At 59.9% G+C, this 15321-nt stretch carries 12 protein-coding genes and 1 pseudogene; 10 read left to right on the plus strand and 3 right to left on the minus strand.

Going from position 1 to position 15321, the window contains the following annotated elements:
• The first annotated feature begins 143 nt into the window (after positions 1 to 143).
• The 5 genes and pseudogenes from ACWJKU_RS11010 to ACWJKU_RS11030 all read left to right on the plus strand — a co-directional run bounded on the left by ACWJKU_RS11010 (position 144) and on the right by ACWJKU_RS11030 (position 6795).
• A pseudogene (locus ACWJKU_RS11010) lies at positions 144 to 1279 on the plus strand (IS630 family transposase).
• A 209-nt stretch (positions 1280 to 1488) separates the two neighbouring features.
• Complete coding sequence (locus ACWJKU_RS11015; RefSeq protein ID WP_454142349.1) at positions 1489 to 2082, plus strand: hypothetical protein; 594 nt, start codon at positions 1489 to 1491, stop codon at positions 2080 to 2082.
• 139 nt (positions 2083 to 2221) lie between these two features.
• Positions 2222 to 2938, plus strand: a complete 717-nt coding sequence (locus tag ACWJKU_RS11020) for a tetratricopeptide repeat protein (RefSeq protein ID WP_454142350.1) — start codon at positions 2222 to 2224, stop codon at positions 2936 to 2938.
• A 38-nt stretch (positions 2939 to 2976) separates the two neighbouring features.
• A complete protein-coding gene (glnE, locus tag ACWJKU_RS11025; RefSeq protein ID WP_454142351.1) occupies positions 2977 to 5835 on the plus strand; it encodes a bifunctional [glutamate--ammonia ligase]-adenylyl-L-tyrosine phosphorylase/[glutamate--ammonia-ligase] adenylyltransferase in 2859 nt (952 codons plus the stop codon).
• Positions 5836 to 5871: 36 nt separating this feature from the next.
• Positions 5872 to 6795 (plus strand): branched-chain amino acid transaminase, encoded by a 924-nt coding sequence (locus ACWJKU_RS11030; protein WP_454142352.1) that lies wholly within the window; start codon positions 5872 to 5874, stop codon positions 6793 to 6795.
• 53 nt (positions 6796 to 6848) lie between these two features.
• Here the strand turns inward: ACWJKU_RS11030 and ACWJKU_RS11035 are convergent, their stop codons facing one another.
• Both ACWJKU_RS11035 and ACWJKU_RS11040 read right to left on the minus strand, forming a co-directional pair.
• The gene (locus ACWJKU_RS11035; protein ID WP_454142353.1) at positions 6849 to 7490 is read right to left on the minus strand and encodes a hypothetical protein; all 642 of its coding nucleotides are present in this window, start codon (positions 7488 to 7490) and stop codon (positions 6849 to 6851) included.
• A gap of 63 nt (positions 7491 to 7553) precedes the next feature.
• Positions 7554 to 8909 carry a DegQ family serine endoprotease gene (locus tag ACWJKU_RS11040; protein ID WP_454142354.1) on the minus strand — a complete coding sequence of 452 codons (1356 nt, stop codon included), beginning with the start codon at positions 8907 to 8909 and terminating at the stop codon, positions 7554 to 7556.
• A gap of 155 nt (positions 8910 to 9064) precedes the next feature.
• Between ACWJKU_RS11040 and ACWJKU_RS11045 the strand changes: the two genes are divergently transcribed.
• Positions 9065 to 11449 (plus strand): cyclic nucleotide-binding domain-containing protein, encoded by a 2385-nt coding sequence (locus tag ACWJKU_RS11045; protein WP_454142355.1) that lies wholly within the window; start codon positions 9065 to 9067, stop codon positions 11447 to 11449.
• Here ACWJKU_RS11045 and ACWJKU_RS11050 read toward each other — a convergent pair.
• Entirely contained in the window at positions 11444 to 12643 is a 1200-nt protein-coding gene (locus tag ACWJKU_RS11050; protein WP_454142356.1) for a class I SAM-dependent rRNA methyltransferase, read from the minus strand. The two genes, ACWJKU_RS11045 and ACWJKU_RS11050, sit on opposite strands and share 6 nt — an antisense overlap.
• 149 nt (positions 12644 to 12792) lie before the next feature.
• Here ACWJKU_RS11050 and hslV point away from each other — a divergent pair, with 149 nt between their 5' ends.
• From hslV to ACWJKU_RS11070, 4 genes are read left to right on the plus strand one after another with little or no spacing between them, the layout of a single operon-like run.
• Positions 12793 to 13356, plus strand: coding sequence for an ATP-dependent protease subunit HslV (hslV, locus tag ACWJKU_RS11055; protein ID WP_454142357.1), 564 nt, complete (start codon positions 12793 to 12795; stop codon positions 13354 to 13356).
• Positions 13353 to 14681, plus strand: coding sequence for an ATP-dependent protease ATPase subunit HslU (gene hslU / locus ACWJKU_RS11060; protein ID WP_454142358.1), 1329 nt, complete (start codon positions 13353 to 13355; stop codon positions 14679 to 14681). The genes hslV and hslU overlap by 4 nt, the downstream gene beginning before the upstream one ends.
• A 14-nt stretch (positions 14682 to 14695) precedes the next feature.
• Positions 14696 to 15070, plus strand: coding sequence for a gamma-butyrobetaine hydroxylase-like domain-containing protein (locus ACWJKU_RS11065; protein ID WP_454142359.1), 375 nt, complete (start codon positions 14696 to 14698; stop codon positions 15068 to 15070).
• A gap of 31 nt (positions 15071 to 15101) precedes the next feature.
• Entirely contained in the window at positions 15102 to 15293 is a 192-nt protein-coding gene (locus ACWJKU_RS11070) for a type II toxin-antitoxin system HicB family antitoxin (protein ID WP_454142360.1), read from the plus strand.
• Positions 15294 to 15321 lie beyond the last annotated feature (28 nt).

Below are 15321 nucleotides of genomic sequence, written 5' to 3' on the forward strand. Positions count from 1 at the left end.
CGGATCGAGCGAGGCCGGGCAATCCCGCCGGTACCCGGCCTCGATGCCGGTCTTCGACCTAGTACCCTAACCGTACTCAGCTGACAGAGTGAAGGCTGGAATGAAAGGCGGTGGCCCTCGTTCATTCTGGAGAGTTCCCTGTTATGGTCCGCTATCTTGTCCGGCTCACCAAGGCCGAACGCGACACCTTGGAGCAGTTACTGACGAAGGGGCGCCATGCCGCGACGATGTTGACACGGGCGCGGATTCTATTGAAAGCGGATCCGAGCGAAGACGGACCGAGGTGGAGCGATGGCAAGATCGTGGAAGCGTTCGATACGAGCCTCTCGACGATTCATCGGGTCCGGCAGGCGTTCGTGGAATCCGGCCTGGACGCTGCGCTCTCTCGGAAAAAGCCGACCGGGCGGCAGTTTCACAAACTGGATGGGGCGCAGGCGGCACGCTTGATCGCCCTAGCCTGTGGCCCGGCGCCCGAGGGCCATGCCCGTTGGACGTTGAAGCTGCTGGCTCAACACTTCGAAGCACTCGAAGTGGTCCCCTCGATCCGCCCCGAATGCATCCGGACCACGCTGAAAAAACACGCTCAAGCCCTGGCTGAACAAGCCATGGGTGATTCCTCCCAGCGCCAATGCCGAGTTTGTCTGCGCGATGGAGGATGTCCTCGAGGTGTATACCCGGCCTTATGATCCGAAGCGGCCGAAAGTCTGTCTGGACGAATGCGGTAAGCAACTCGTCGCGGAAACTCGCCAGCCTTTGCCCACGGAACCCGGCCAGGTGGAGCGTTACGATTATGAATACGAGCGGTGTGGCACCGCCAACCTGTTCATGCTCTTCGAACCTTTGGCGGGATACCGCCATGTCAAGGTTACTGAGCGGCGCACGGCGGTGGATTTCGCGGAGGTGATTCGGGATCTCTGGTAGACGTGCACTACCCTCAGGCGGAGAAGATCGTCCTGGTGATGGACAACCTGAACACGCACCGGCCGGCCGCGCTCCATCAGGCGTTTGCGCCCGATGAAGCCCGGCGGCTCCTGGAGCGCCGGGAAATACACTACCCCCTAAGCATGGCAGTTGGCTGAACATGGCCGAGATTGAGTTGAGCGCCCTGGCCACTCAGTGCCTGGACCGCCGGATTCCCAACTCGGCCATCCTGACCCGTGAAATTGCGGCGTGGGAAGCCGAGCGGAATACGGCTCACCGCACGGTAGAGTGGCGGTTCACCACCGCCGATGCGCGGATCAAACTCAAACGGCTGTATCCGTCAATTCAGCCCGGTTGAGACACTAGGCCGGTTCTCGGATGGGTTTATGGCCTGCTCCCACACCCAAGCCTTTCTTGATCATTCCTTGCATGCGAGTGGAAACCGCCTTAAATGGCGCCGGATTAATCTGCCCTGCCGGGATTTTCATGAACGGCTTGAATCCACGATTCTCCGAGAGCTTTCGTGTTATCGTAGACGGTCCGTTTTTCCGTCACTCCGAGCACTTTATGAATCCGCGAATCGCTGCCCTGATCGAAAACATTCAGGCTCTCGAAGAGGAACTCGAAGCCGAACTGTCCAAACACGGGGAAGAATTCCGGCTCAAGCTCCGGAACGGCAAGATCGATTATGCCCGGGAACTGTTGCGGGAACACCGCAAACTCAAGGCGGGCCTGACGAAGTACATCGTCAAGGCCAACCCGCTCACGCTGCTCACCGCGCCGCTCATTTACTCCCTGATCATTCCTTTCGTCCTTCTGGATTCGGCCGTCACCCTATACCAGGCGGTTTGTTTCCCGATCTACGGCATACCGAAAGTGAAACGCCGGGATTACCTGATCTTCGACCGGGGACGCCTGGCCTATTTGAACCTGATCGAGAAACTTAATTGCGCGTATTGCTCCTACGGTAACGGCTTCCTCGCGTACGTCCGGGAAATCGCCGCCCGCACCGAGCAGCACTGGTGTCCCATCAAACACGCCGGCCGCGTCAAATCGCCCCATGCTCGGTACAACCGCTTTATCGATTACGGCGATGCCGAGATTTACCGGCAAGAGATAGAAAAGACGAGAAGAAATTTCGGCAAAGAAAAATCCGAATAGCCGCTCGACCGGGCCGGCGAAGACGATTCGGCGAAAAGGCCGCGCACCGCTCCGCGAATCCAGGGAAAATCTTCATTAACCACTCGATCTCCCGGTTGTTAGAATGCTCTCTTTATCGCTCATTTCCGAAAGCTTGCATTTGAAATCCTTACGCCTCGTACTCATCCTGTTGGCGGTTATCCTGCCCGGCATCGGCCACTCGAAGGCCGGATCGAATGTCAATGAAATCGTCCGACACCTGGAAGACGAGTGGGCGGAAATTTTTTACCGCCTGCCGCCGTCCGAGCACGCCGAGAAGTTCAAAGACCTTCTGGCCAGGGTTCATGCCGTTTCCGAGCAATACCCCAAACAAGCCGATCCGCTGATTCTGGAAGCCATCGTCCTCTGCACCTATGCGGGGGCGGACGTCGGCTTGAGCTCGCTGAGCCGGATCAGCGAGGCCCGGGAACTGCTTATCAAGGCGATCGACATCAATCCCCGCGCCATGGAAGGATCGGCTTACATCACCCTCGGCAATCTTTATTACCGGCTTCCCGGCTGGCCGATTTCCTTCGGAGACGACGATTCGGCGCGCCAGTATCTGGAAGCGGCCTTGAAGCTCTATCCGAACGCGCTGGACTCGAATTATTTTTACGGCGACTTTTTGTTGCAGCAGGGCGAGTATGACAAGGCCCTGCCTTATTTGGAAAAAGCCGAAAAAGCGCCGATCCGTCCTTACATGCTGCTTTCCGACACCAAGCTGAAGGAAGAAGTCCGCCAGGCGCTGATAGCCGCCCGTGAAAGACGGAACGAGCGCGGGGACTTTTTCTCGAATTTTCTGCTGTCGTTTTTCGGCGGCGACAGCGAAAAACCCTGAGCCTAAACTCTCGACGCCCTCACCGCTAAGGCCGTCCCATGTCCGACAACCTCGATTTTCCGCTCCGATTGCCCGAACCGCTCAGACAGCCGGTCAGCGCGGCCTGGTCCACGTTTTCCGCAAATGCGGCGCGTCTCGGAATCGAAATCGGCGCATTTCCCGACACGCTCGGAGACGCGCCGGACCGGGTTTGGGCCGCCAGCCCCTTCGTCGTCGAACAGTGCGCCCGCCGGCCGGAACTTCTGAAGGATCTACTGGAATCGGGGCATCTGTCGAATCCGACCGACGAAGAATCCTATCGCGGCAACCTGCGAAGCCTTTTGGAAGGCATCGACGACGAAGCGGAATTGATGGCCGTACTGCGCCGCTTCCGCAACAGGGAAATGGTGCGGATCGCCTGGCGCGACATCGCCGGCTGGGCCGGCCTGGCGGAAACCTTGCAGGAACTGTCCGCGCTGGCCGACGTGTGCGTGCAGGAAAGCCTTGATTTCCTGTTTCGCCGGGCCTGCGCCGGCAAGGGAACGCCGGTCGACAAGCAAGGCCGGCCGCAATCGCTGGTCGTATTGGGTATGGGCAAGCTCGGCGCCTTCGAGCTGAATTTCTCGTCCGACATCGATCTGATCTTCGCCTATCGGCACGACGGCGTTCTCTCGGACAAGCGCGAAACCAGCTACGCCGAGTTCTACACCAGGCTGGCACGCAGCCTGGTCAAGGTCTTGGACGCCGTGACCGAAGACGGTTTCGTTTTTCGCGTCGACCTTCGCTTGCGCCCGTTCGGCGACTCCGGCCCCCTGGTACAGAATTTCCACGCTCTCGAAACTTACTACCAAAGCCAGGCGCGCGAGTGGGAACGCTATGCCATGATCAAAGCGCGTCCCGTCGCGGGCGATTTCGAAGCCGGACGCGAACTTCAGGAATTCCTCCGTCCGTTCGTTTACCGGCGTTATCTGGATTACCGAACCCTCGGCGAACTGCGCGAGCTGAAGCAGAAAATCTCGCTGGAACTGCAACGCAAGGATCGCCAGGAAAACATCAAGCTCGGCCCCGGCGGCATCCGGGAAATCGAATTCATCGGCCAGGCGTTTCAACTGATTCGCGGCGGACGCGAAAAGCGCTTGCGGGAACGCCGCATCCTGGCGGTCCTGGAAACCCTCGGCGATTTGGGCTTGCTGCCCGCGCCGACCGTCGAAAAACTGCGGGAAGCCTATAGCTTTCTGCGCACGGTGGAAAACCGGCTGCAACAATACGCCGACAAGCAAACCCACGATCTTCCCGCCGATCCGGTACAGCGCCTCAGCCTGGCTTTCGCGATGGGTTTTGCCGACTGGGACGACTTCAAGGCGCACATCGATACGGTGCGCCGAGAAGTGCACCAGGTATTCGAACAGGTCGTCACGCCGGTCAAGACCGAGGAGCGAGAAGCTTTCGCATTGACCGGGAACCGCGAACAAATCCATATGACGTTGCGGAATCTCGGATGGCCGAACCCCGAAGCCGGCGCAAAGCTCGTCGAGACCTTTCAGGGATCGCATGCGGTCAAGAACCTCACCCCGCGCGGCGCTTCGGAACTCACCCGGCTCATGCCGATGCTGTTGCGCGCCACGGCCTCCGTCGAGCAGCCCGAGAACACGCTGGAGCGGATTTTTGCGCTATTGGAAGCCATCGCCAGCCGCAACGTCTACCTGACGCTTCTGGCGGAGAATCCGTCGGCCTTGTCGCAACTCGTCAAGCTGGCGGCGGGAAGCCACTGGATCGCCAACTATATCGCCCGGCACCCGTTGCTCCTGGACGAACTGCTGGATCCGCGGTCGCTTTACACGCCGCTGTCGAAGGCGGAATTGGAACGGGAACTGACACGGAAACTCGACTCGATCGACCACGGGGATCTCGAGCAAATCCTGATCGGCCTGAGCCAGTTCAAGCAAAGCAACGTTTTGAGAGTCGCGGCGGCCGATTTCGTGGGCGCCATCCCGATCATGGTAGTCAGCGACTATCTCAGCTACATCGCCGAAGTCCTGATCAACGAAGTCATGCGCCAGGCCTGGCGGCTGACGGCGGCGCGGCACGGCGTTCCGCCCGGCGCGACCGTTGACCGCGTCGACGGTTTCGGCGTGATCGCCTACGGCAAGCTGGGCGGCTTGGAACTCGGTTACGGATCGGATCTGGATCTGGTGTTCCTCTACCAAGGGGTCGACGACGCTCTCACCAATAGCGAGCGGCCGGTCGGCACCGCCGAGTTTTTCGCGCGGATGGGCCGGCGCGTCATTCATCTTTTGACCGCGAATACCCCCGCGGGAATTCTCTACGAAGTGGATTTGCGGCTCCGGCCCTCAGGAAGCTCCGGCCTCCTGGTCAGCAGCGTCGACGCTTACGATGCCTATCAGATGGACCAAGCCTGGACCTGGGAACAGCAGGCGCTGGTCAAAGCCCGGTTCGTCGCCGGAGACCCGAGCACCGCCGAACGGTTCGGCGCGATCCGCGAAAAATCCCTGTGCCGGAAACGCGACAAGGAAACCCTGCGGAGCGAAATTCGCGAGATGCGGGAAAAAATGCGCGACAATCTGGCGGCGAAAGACCCGGCCGTGTTCGACTTGAAGCAAGGCTCCGGCGGTATCGTCGATATCGAGTTTATAGTACAATTCGGGGTTCTTTCGGGTGCTCACGACTGCAAAAAACTGACCGAGTGGACCGACGTGGTGCGCCTGTTGGACTCCCTCACCAAAGCCGGTTTCCTAAGCGCGGACGATGCCGAAACATTGCGGCAAGCCTATTGCCTTTTCCGCGAGCACACCCACCGGTGTGCGTTGCTGGAAGTGCCCGCGCTGGTTCCGGCCGACGAACATTTCGAACTGCGTTCCCGCGTGCGGCAGATTTGGCGGGACGTGATGGAACGCTAAGCTTTTCACTTTACTGGTAATTTCGGAGAACGACTGATGGCGATGGATGACAGAGACGGCGTCATCTGGCTCGACGGCGAATGGCTGCCCTGGCGAGACGCGAAGGTTCACCTGCTGACCCACACCCTGCATTACGGCTGCGGCGTATTCGAGGGACTCAGGGCATACAAGACCGACCGGGGCGCGGCGATCTTCCGTCTGCGCGACCACACCGACCGGCTGTTCCGCTCCGCCCACATCATGAACATGAAGATGCCTTTCGACAAAGACATCCTCGACCGGGCACAGCGCGAAGCGGTAAGCCGGAACAATCTGTCCAGCGCCTATATCCGGCCGATGTGCTTCTACGGCTCCGAGGGCATGGGCCTGCACGCCAAGGGCCTCAAGGTGCATGTCATGGTCGCCGCCTGGGAATGGGGCAGCTATCTCGGCGCGGAAAACATGGCGCGCGGCATCAAGGTGCGCACCTCGTCCTACACCCGCAATCACGTCAACAGCGTCATGTGCAAGGCCAAGGCGAACGGCAATTACCTGAATTCGATCCTGGCCGTTCAGGAAGCCGTGGAAGCCGGTTGCGACGAGGCCCTGCTGCTCGATCACGAGGGTTACGTCGCCGAAGGCAGCGGCGAGAACATCTTCATCGTGCGCCGCGGCAAGCTGTATACGCCGGACCTGACCTCGGCGCTGGAAGGCATCACCCGCGAAACCGTCTTCACCATCGCCCGGGAAAACGGGCTCGAAGTTGCCGAAAAACGGATTACCCGCGACGAAGTCTATGTCGCGGACGAAGCCTTCTTCACCGGCACCGCCGCCGAAGTGACCCCGATCCGGGAAGTGGACGGACGGACCATCGGCGACGGCGGGCGCGGACCGATCACGGAAAAGCTGCAAACGCTATATTTCGATTACGTGCACGGCCGCCGCAACGACCATCCGGAATGGCTCAGCCTCGTGGGCTGATCGAAGCTCAGCGGCATTTCAGGGCGGGAAAACCCCGCCCTGTTCCATTTTCGCTAACTCGGCAACTGCCCGCCCAAATAAAGCCCATATCTCAGCAACACCACGCCCTGGAGCAGGAAATCGAGAGGCGGCTCAATCAGATTCGCCCACCCTTCGGTTTCAAACATCCCATCCAGCCGGTGTCCGAGCCGCTCGCCGAATGCTCTCGCCAGGACATGCAGGCCGATCGATAAGGCGATCAGTCCGGCAAGCATCGGCGCGGGCGGAAAATACGCTATCGACACATCCGGATGCCGCCAGTGCAGTAGCACGGCTCCGAGGACGGCGATCTGAAGCGAAGTCACCATGCCCCTGTACTTGCCCAACACCGGCAGCCAGGGCAAAAAGACCGCCAGCACGAAAGCCAGATTGAACAGATCCGAGATCGACCTCTCTCCAGTATCGAGATATCCGATCAAATCCGATTCCCCGGCGCGCCCGAACTGGTGAGGGTATACCAGAAAGACAAACCCGAGGGCGAGCACGGCATGCACAAACGGCGGCCCACCCCGGACAGAGATTTCATGGCTTAGCGGAACACCCTCCAATCCCCGCTGCAGCCTGTCGATCAACATAAAAAGCGGCACATGCAGCGAGGCTATGGCCATTAAAGGCAGCCAGTAATTCGGTTGGGAAAGGGCCCACCAAAATCCCATAAAATTTCTCTCGCAACGAAAAAGGGGCTGATATACAGCCCCTTAGCCTATTGGCATTTGTTATCAGCGCAGCAACAAGAAGAACGAACCGTTCCCCCGCTGCAGATTGAGCAACAACTCGTCGCTGCCGCCGGCGGCCGCCTTGAGATCCTTCAAGTTACTCACCGGCTGGCGGTTCGCCATGACGATGATATCGCCCGGTCTTAGCCCCGCCTGAAAAGCATAGGAAGCGGTGTGGATCTTCTCCACGCGCACGCCTTGCACCCGATCGTTCGGCTCGGTGTTGCCGAGCAACGTCCCGGAAAGCTTAGGATGGATTTTCTTGCCTTCCTCCCGGCTGATCTTGGGCTCAGCGATCTTCGCTTCGCGGACGATGTTTTCGCCCTTGTGCAAAACTTCGATCGTCACCTTGTCGCCGATCTGCTGCAGGCCCACGGCGTTGCGGACATCCATGCTGTTCTTCACGCGGCGATCGTTGATCGCCAGCACGATGTCGCCGGGCTCCAGCTTGGCCTTGGCGGCCGGGGAATCCGGCTGCACGCCGGTAATCACGGCGCCCTGGGTTTGGGCGAGGCCGAAGGCTTGCGCCAGTTCCGGAGTCAGATCTTGAACCGCCACGCCGAGCAGTCCGCGACGAATTTCGCCATGCTCGATCAAGGTGGTCATGATGCTGGTCGCCATATTGGCGGGAATGGCAAAGCCGATCCCCACATTGCCGCCGCTCGGCGCCAGGATGGCGGTGTTGATGCCGATCAGCTCGCCGCGCAGATTGACGAGCGCGCCGCCCGAATTCCCCGGATTGATCGAGGCATCGGTCTGGATGAAGTCTTCATAGCCTTCGATGCCGAGTCCGGAACGGCCGAGCGCGCTGATGATGCCGGAAGTGACGGTTTGTCCCAGGCCGAACGGATTGCCGATGGCCACGACGAAGTCGCCCACCTGCAATTGCCCGGAATCGGCGATCGGCAGCTCACTCAAATTCTGCGGCTCCACTTTGATCACGGCGATATCCGATTCCGGATCGGCTCCGATCAATTTCGCGCCGAGATGTCGGCCGTCATTCAGCGTCACCGTAATCTCATCCGCTTTATCGATGACGTGATTGTTGGTCAGGATGTAACCGCGCTTCGCATCGACGATCACGCCCGAACCCAGACTGGAGCTTTCGCGGCGACGGGGTTGATTCGGGATGTCGAAAAAATAGCGGAAGAACGGGTCGCGCAGCAAAGGATGCTCGGCTTCCTGAATTTGCGTCCGCGTCGAAATATTCACCACAGCCGGCGTCGCCTTCTTCAGCATGGGCGAAAGGCTGGGCAAAGGCTGGTCGTCCACGCTGAGCGGCCAGGCCGCGTGCGCCGTATTCAAGCAAAACAACAGACCCGCCAGAACGAGCGGAAGCAATCGACGATTATTGCCCATGAATATACCTCGGTGATTTCAAAAGAGTGAAACGGCTTCAAGCCTAGACCATCAATAATTGATGGTCATCACAAAGCACTTGCGGAGGGATGGACTATTATATGAAAGCGTAGGAAATCCGAACAACGCCATCGGCTTGGACGCTGGAAACGATCATGCCCAACATTCGCAAACCTGAATATCCGAACAACACGACCATGCCTCCCGCCTTGAGTGATTCTGATGCGAAGGAATTGCGCCGGTTGATTCCTCTCAATACGCTCCCCGACGGCCGATTCGAACAGCTCTGCACAAAAATCCAGATCGAACAGGCGCCTAAGGATTCCGTCCTTTTTCGGCAAGGAGAAACGAAAACCGAATTCGTGTACCTGTTGAGCGGCACGATATCGTTGCAGGCGGGGGGCGTCGAGATGGATTCGGTCAGCGGCGGAACGGATACCGCCCGATTCGCCCTGGCTCATCAAATTCCGCGCAAGGTTTCCGCCGTCGCCAAGGACACGGTCAGATACGTCCGCATCGAGCCGGAAATCGTGAACCAGCAGGACGCACTCAACCGCGGGCTCCTCACGTACAAAGTCAGCGACATTCCGGAAGAGCCCACGCGCGACTGGATGACGGCGTTGCTCAAGTCGCAAATCTTCCAACGGCTGTCTCCGGCCAACATCCAGGCCATTCTTCGCAATCTCGAGGAAATAGAAGTCAAGGCGGGCGAGGTGATTTGCCGCCAAGGCGATCCCGGCGACTTTTACTACATCGTCAAAAAAGGACGCTGCGCCGTGACGCGCAAGCCATCCCGACTCGCAAAAGAGATCAAGCTGGCCACCCTCAAGGTCAGCGACACCTTCGGCGAGGACTCCCTGATTTCGGGAGACCCGCGCAACGTCACGGTCACCATGCTGACCGACGGCCTTCTGCTGAGACTGGACGAAGCCAGCTTCATCAAGCTGCTCAAGGAACCGGTGATAACTCATGTCGATTTCGAAACCGCCCAAAGAATGGCCAGCCGGGACGCGGTATGGCTGGATGTCCGGGCGCCGGACGCCTACGAACAGGGGCGCTTGCCGGGAAGCCTCAATATTCCTTTCTTTTCGCTGCGGGTGATGCTTCCGACTCTGAACCGGCAGACCAAGTACCTTTTGGTCTGCGCGGACGGCCGACTCAGCGAGGCCGGCGCCTTCCTGCTGATGCGCTACAGCTTCGAAGCCCACGTCTTGGCCGGCGGCATCGGCAACGTACCCCGGGCTCACCTGGTCGTCGAAGCGCCGAAATGGACACCCCCGAGTTCGCTGGACGCCACGGCCTGCCCGATAGCGGAGCCGGAACAACCCGACTCGCCTCTCTTGCCAATGACCGCCGACGCCGCGCAAAGCCCGGCCAAACGGGACGACCTCCCGCACGAATCCGAACCGCATGAAATCGACCGGCCGGAAACCTCCGAAGCCCCCCAAAACGCTCTCGACACTCGCGCCCCGGAAAGGCCGGCGCCTCCGGAAAGCGAATCGCCCGACCCGCACCGCCCGACGGACCAGGCGCCGCCGCCGGACGCGCCGCCCGCCGTTCGGCGGAAGGAAAACGAAAGCGTCGCGGACTCCGGTCAACCGGCCGCCCGGGAAACTCCGGCTTCAGACGAATCGCCGAGCGTATTGCAAACCCGGTTACGGGAACTCGAAGCCGCCGTGCGAGAAGGCGCTTTACGGGAAAGAGACCTCGCCCGGCGTTTGGCGGCATCCGAAAACGCGGCGGCAGAATCGGTCGCACGGGCGCGTGCGCTGGAAGAACAATTGGCCCAGGCCGGCGACCTCATGGCCTCTGCCGCGTCCATCGCGGAAAAGCGCCAGCAGGCCGAAGAACAGTTGCTCAAAGCAAAAGAAGAAATCGAGGCGCTGAAAACCGACCTGCAATCCTTGCGGGAAACTCATGAGCGCTTGTTGCAAGAGAAAGAGAAAGCCGAGCACGATTCCGGCAACGACGCCCCGTCGTCTCTGCAACAGGAGGTCGAGCGGCTGAAAGCCCTTAATCTGCGGGCCATCCGCGACAAGACGGCCGCCGAGCGGCAGGTCGAGGCTTTGGCGCAGCAACTCGCGGAGCTGCAAACTGCGACGGACGAATTCGCCGGACGCGGAGTCAATGCCCCCGATGAAGGCGAAGGCGCGGCAATACTGCGCAAGGAACTGGATGCGGTGCGCCATCGGGCCGCTGACGACCTGGCGGCGATGCAAGCCAAACTCCGCGACATGGAAGAGGAAGGAAACCGGCTCAGAGACGCGCTTCAATCCACCCGAAATCGGCTGGCCGTTCTGGAAGCCGCGGCGCGAGCAACCGATACGGATCAGAGAAAAAAACTGCACTTCGAATTCGCCGTTACGCTCCCGGTCACCGTCATGATGGCGCTGTTTCTGACGGCGCTTGTCGTAATCGTGCTATTCGGCACCGATTCCGGGCGGAATTTCCTCGGACACTGGCTGGCGCAAACCAGCCAAGTCTCTCCCGAATATGCCAGTCCCAAACCGATGTCCTCCGCGGCGGCGCACGATTTATAAGCTCTCGGCGCTATAGCAAAAAAAGGTCTTCAAATAATCGGTCTCGGGGATGGCCGGATGCACGGGGTGATCGGACGCCTGCCCGCCGCGTCCGAAAAAGACCAAATGACGGTCCAGACTTCTCGCCGAGGCCCGCAGCAGATCGTGCAAGCTGTCCCTCTGCAAATGAAACGAACACGACGCGGATACCAGGATGCCGCCCGGAGCCAACACCTGCATCGCGCCGTGATTCAGCCGCCGGTAGGCCTCGACGCCTTGCGCGACGTCTTTCTTGCGCTTGATGAGGGCCGGCGGATCGAGCACGATCACATCATAGCGCTGCCGCTCCTCTCTCGCCCGCTTCAGGAACTCGAATACATCGTCCTTGAAAAACCGCAGCTTGTCGGCAACGCCGTTGAGCCGGCCATTCTCGGCCGCCAAGGACAAAGCGGCCTCCGAACCGTCCACGCAATCGACGGTTTCCGCTCCGGCCAGCGCCGCCTGCACGCCCCAGGCCCCGGTGTAGGAAAAAAGGTCGAGCACGCGCCGGCCGCGCGCGAGCTTGGCCAGCACGGCCCGGCTTTCGCGATGATCGAAGAACCAGCCGGTCTTCTGGCCACCGATCGGGTCGACCAGAAATCGGGCGCCGTTTTCTTCGATTTCGACCGGTTTCTCTAAACCGCCTTCGACGACCCGCGTGTATGTTTCGAGCCCCTCCAAGGCCCGGAGGCTCGACGTGTTTTTCATAACGATGGCGCGCGGGCCGAAAACGGCTCCGATCGCGGCCGCGAGAGATTCCTGAAGCTTTTCCATGCCGGCCGTATTCGTCTGGATGACGAACACATCGCCGAAACGGTCGACCACCATTCCCGGCATTCCATCGCTTTCGCCGTACGCCAGACGATAAAAAGGCTTGGGAAACACGCGCTCGCGCAACTGCAACGCACGCCGCAAACGCCGCTCAAAGAAGGCTTGATCGATCCCGACGTGCAAATCCCGAGTCAAAAGGCGGGCGCAAATCAGCGATGCCGGGTTGACGTAGGCGATGCCCAAAGCCTGCCCGCGGAAACTTTCCACGATCGAGAGGTCACCCGCCCCGAACGTCTTGAGCGGGGTCGCCGCGACATCCACCTCGTTGCTGAAAATCCATAAATGGCCGCCGCGCAAGCGTCGCTCTTCGTTTTTCTTGAGACGTATCGAAGGTAACTGGCTCATGACTGTCGCTACAAACAAAAAAATAGTCGGCCATTATCTCGCACGATTCCGTTCTTTGCAGAATCTAAAACTCAAGCGCCCGTTTCGGTCGACAGCCCAGGCGAGCCGGATGGTGTACAATTGCGGTTTTAGCTAAACAGGCCAAATTTGTGGAACAGTTTCACGGCACAACCATCGTGTCCGTCCGCCGCGGCGACAAAGTGGTCATCGGCGGCGACGGCCAGGTGACCATGGGCAATACCGTCATGAAAGGCAACGCCCGCAAAGTCCGGCGGCTTTATCACGGCCGCGTGCTCGCAGGGTTCGCCGGCGCGACGGCCGACGCGTTCACCCTGTTCGAGCGTTTCGAAGGTCAATTGGAAAAACAGCGCGGCAACCTGACCAAAGCGGCGGTCGAATTGGTGAAAGACTGGCGCACCGACCGGATGCTGCGCCGGCTCGAGGCACTGCTCGCCATCGCCGATTCGAAAGCCTCGCTGATCATTTCCGGCAACGGCGACGTCATCGAGCCGGAAAACGGCCTCATCGCCATCGGGTCCGGTGGGCCTTTTGCGCAGGCGGCCGCCCGCGCGCTATTGGAGAACACCGAGCTGGGGGCTGCCGACATCGTTGAAAAGTCGCTGCAAATCGCCGCCGATATCTGCATTTACACCAACCGCAATCTGGCCATCGAAGAACTGGATATGCAACGGGAACTGCACGAACACTCATGACGCACATGACTCCCCGAGAAATCGTCCACGAACTGGACAAACACATCGTCGGCCAAACCGCCGCCAAGCGCGCGGTCGCCATCGCCCTGCGCAACCGCTGGCGGCGCATGCAGATCGAACCGGCTCTGCGCGAAGAGATCACGCCCAAGAATATTCTCATGATCGGCCCGACCGGCGTCGGCAAGACCGAAATCGCCCGCCGCCTCGCGCGGCTCGCCAACGCGCCGTTTATTAAAGTAGAGGCGACCAAATTCACCGAAGTCGGCTACGTCGGGCGCGACGTGGAATCCATCGTTCGCGACCTGGTCGACGCCGCGGTCAAGATGGCGCGGCAAACGGAAATGGCGAAAGTCCGGACCCGCGCCGAGGAGTCGGCCGAAGAGCGGATTTTGAACGCTCTGCTGCCGAGCGCCTCTGGCTGGAGCGGCGAAGAACACGCGCCGGAATCGGCGACGCGGCAGAAATTCCGGCAAAAACTCCGCAACGGCGAACTGGACGAGAAAGAAATCGAGATCGAAGTCAGCGCCTCGCCGGTCGGCGTGGAAATCATGGCGCCGCCCGGCATGGAAGAAATGAGCAATCAGCTCCAGAGCATGTTTCAGAACTTGCAGGCCGGACGGACCCGCACCCGAAAACTGCGGGTCAAGGATGCGTTCAAACTCCTGCGCGAGGAAGAATCGGCCAGGATGGTCAACGAGGAGGACATCAAGCTGCGCGCCGTGGAATCGGTGGAACAGAACGGCATCGTGTTCATCGACGAGATCGACAAGATCTGCAAGCGCGGCGAATACGGCGGCGGCCCGGACGTTTCCCGCGAAGGCGTGCAGCGCGACCTGCTGCCCCTGGTGGAAGGTTCCACCGTCAGCACCAAGTACGGCATGGTCCGGACCGATCACATCCTGTTCATCGCCTCCGGCGCGTTCCATCTGTCCAAGCCCTCCGACCTCATTCCGGAACTTCAGGGCCGGTTGCCCATCCGCGTGGAACTGAACGCCCTGACGGTGGAGGACTTCATCCGCATTCTGACCGAACCGGCCAGTTCCCTGACCGAGCAGTACGCCGCGTTGCTGGCCACCGAAGGCGTCGAGCTGAAATTCACCCAGGACGGCATCGCCCGCATCGCCGAAATTAGCTGGGAGGTGAACGAGCGCACCGAGAACATCGGCGCCCGGCGGCTACACACGGTATTGGAGCGGCTTCTGGAAACGATTTCTTACGAAGCGCCGGATCATGCCGGAAAGTCCGTAGTCATCGACGCCGAGTATGTCGACCGGTATTTGTCCGAGCTCGCGCAGGACGAAGACCTGAGTCGGTACATCCTTTGATCCGGGATCCCGTCGTGACGGCGCCGATTCCCACCGACATCAAACTTCACCAACGGTCGCGTACTCTCGAAATCGCCTTCGAAGACGGTTCGCGCTTCGAGTTGCCGTGCGAATATCTGCGGGTTTATTCACCGTCCGCCGAGGTTCGCGGCCACGGGCCGGGACAGGAGACTCTGCAAGTCGGGAAAGAGGACGTCACCATCACGGCGATCCGGCCGGTGGGCCATTACGCCATCGCCCCCAGTTTCAGCGACGGCCACGACACCGGAATCTACACCTGGGAGATGCTGTACAATCTGGGCGCGCATCAGGCGAAACTCTGGAGCGAGTACTTGAAAAAGCTCGAGCAAGCGGGATACCAACGTCGAGCCGAGGCACCTCGGAATTGATAAACGCAGAGGACAATACCGGTCTACGACCATGCGCAACTTAAAATTCACCGGGTGGCAGGACGGCGTGTATTACATCGGTTATATCAATGATTACCCGGAATATCACACGCAGGGTTTCAGCAAAGATGAGTTGATTGAAAATCTCAAAGATCTTTTGATCGACCTCGAGTCCGGTCAAATCTCCTATATTCGCAAGACCGAGGAATTAACGCTCGCCTGACGAAAAGGCGTGCTTTGACCAAAGTCCC

The sequence above is a fragment of the Methylocaldum sp. MU1018 genome (assembly GCF_053646775.1).

Excerpts from the sequence above, each read along its gene's own strand:
- ACWJKU_RS11015 (WP_454142349.1), top strand. The coding sequence starts at position 1,489 with ATGAATCCGCGAATCGCTGCCCTGATCGAAAACATTCAGGCTCTCGAA.
- glnE (WP_454142351.1), top strand. The coding sequence starts at position 2,977 with ATGTCCGACAACCTCGATTTTCCGCTCCGATTGCCCGAACCGCTCAGA.
- ACWJKU_RS11030 (WP_454142352.1), top strand. The coding sequence starts at position 5,872 with ATGGCGATGGATGACAGAGACGGCGTCATCTGGCTCGACGGCGAATGG.
- ACWJKU_RS11035 (WP_454142353.1), bottom strand. The coding sequence starts at position 7,490 with ATGGGATTTTGGTGGGCCCTTTCCCAACCGAATTACTGGCTGCCTTTA.
- ACWJKU_RS11040 (WP_454142354.1), bottom strand. The coding sequence starts at position 8,909 with ATGGGCAATAATCGTCGATTGCTTCCGCTCGTTCTGGCGGGTCTGTTG.
- ACWJKU_RS11045 (WP_454142355.1), top strand. The coding sequence starts at position 9,065 with ATGCCCAACATTCGCAAACCTGAATATCCGAACAACACGACCATGCCT.
- ACWJKU_RS11050 (WP_454142356.1), bottom strand. The coding sequence starts at position 12,643 with ATGAGCCAGTTACCTTCGATACGTCTCAAGAAAAACGAAGAGCGACGC.
- hslU (WP_454142358.1), top strand. The coding sequence starts at position 13,353 with ATGACGCACATGACTCCCCGAGAAATCGTCCACGAACTGGACAAACAC.
- ACWJKU_RS11070 (WP_454142360.1), top strand. The coding sequence starts at position 15,102 with ATGCGCAACTTAAAATTCACCGGGTGGCAGGACGGCGTGTATTACATC.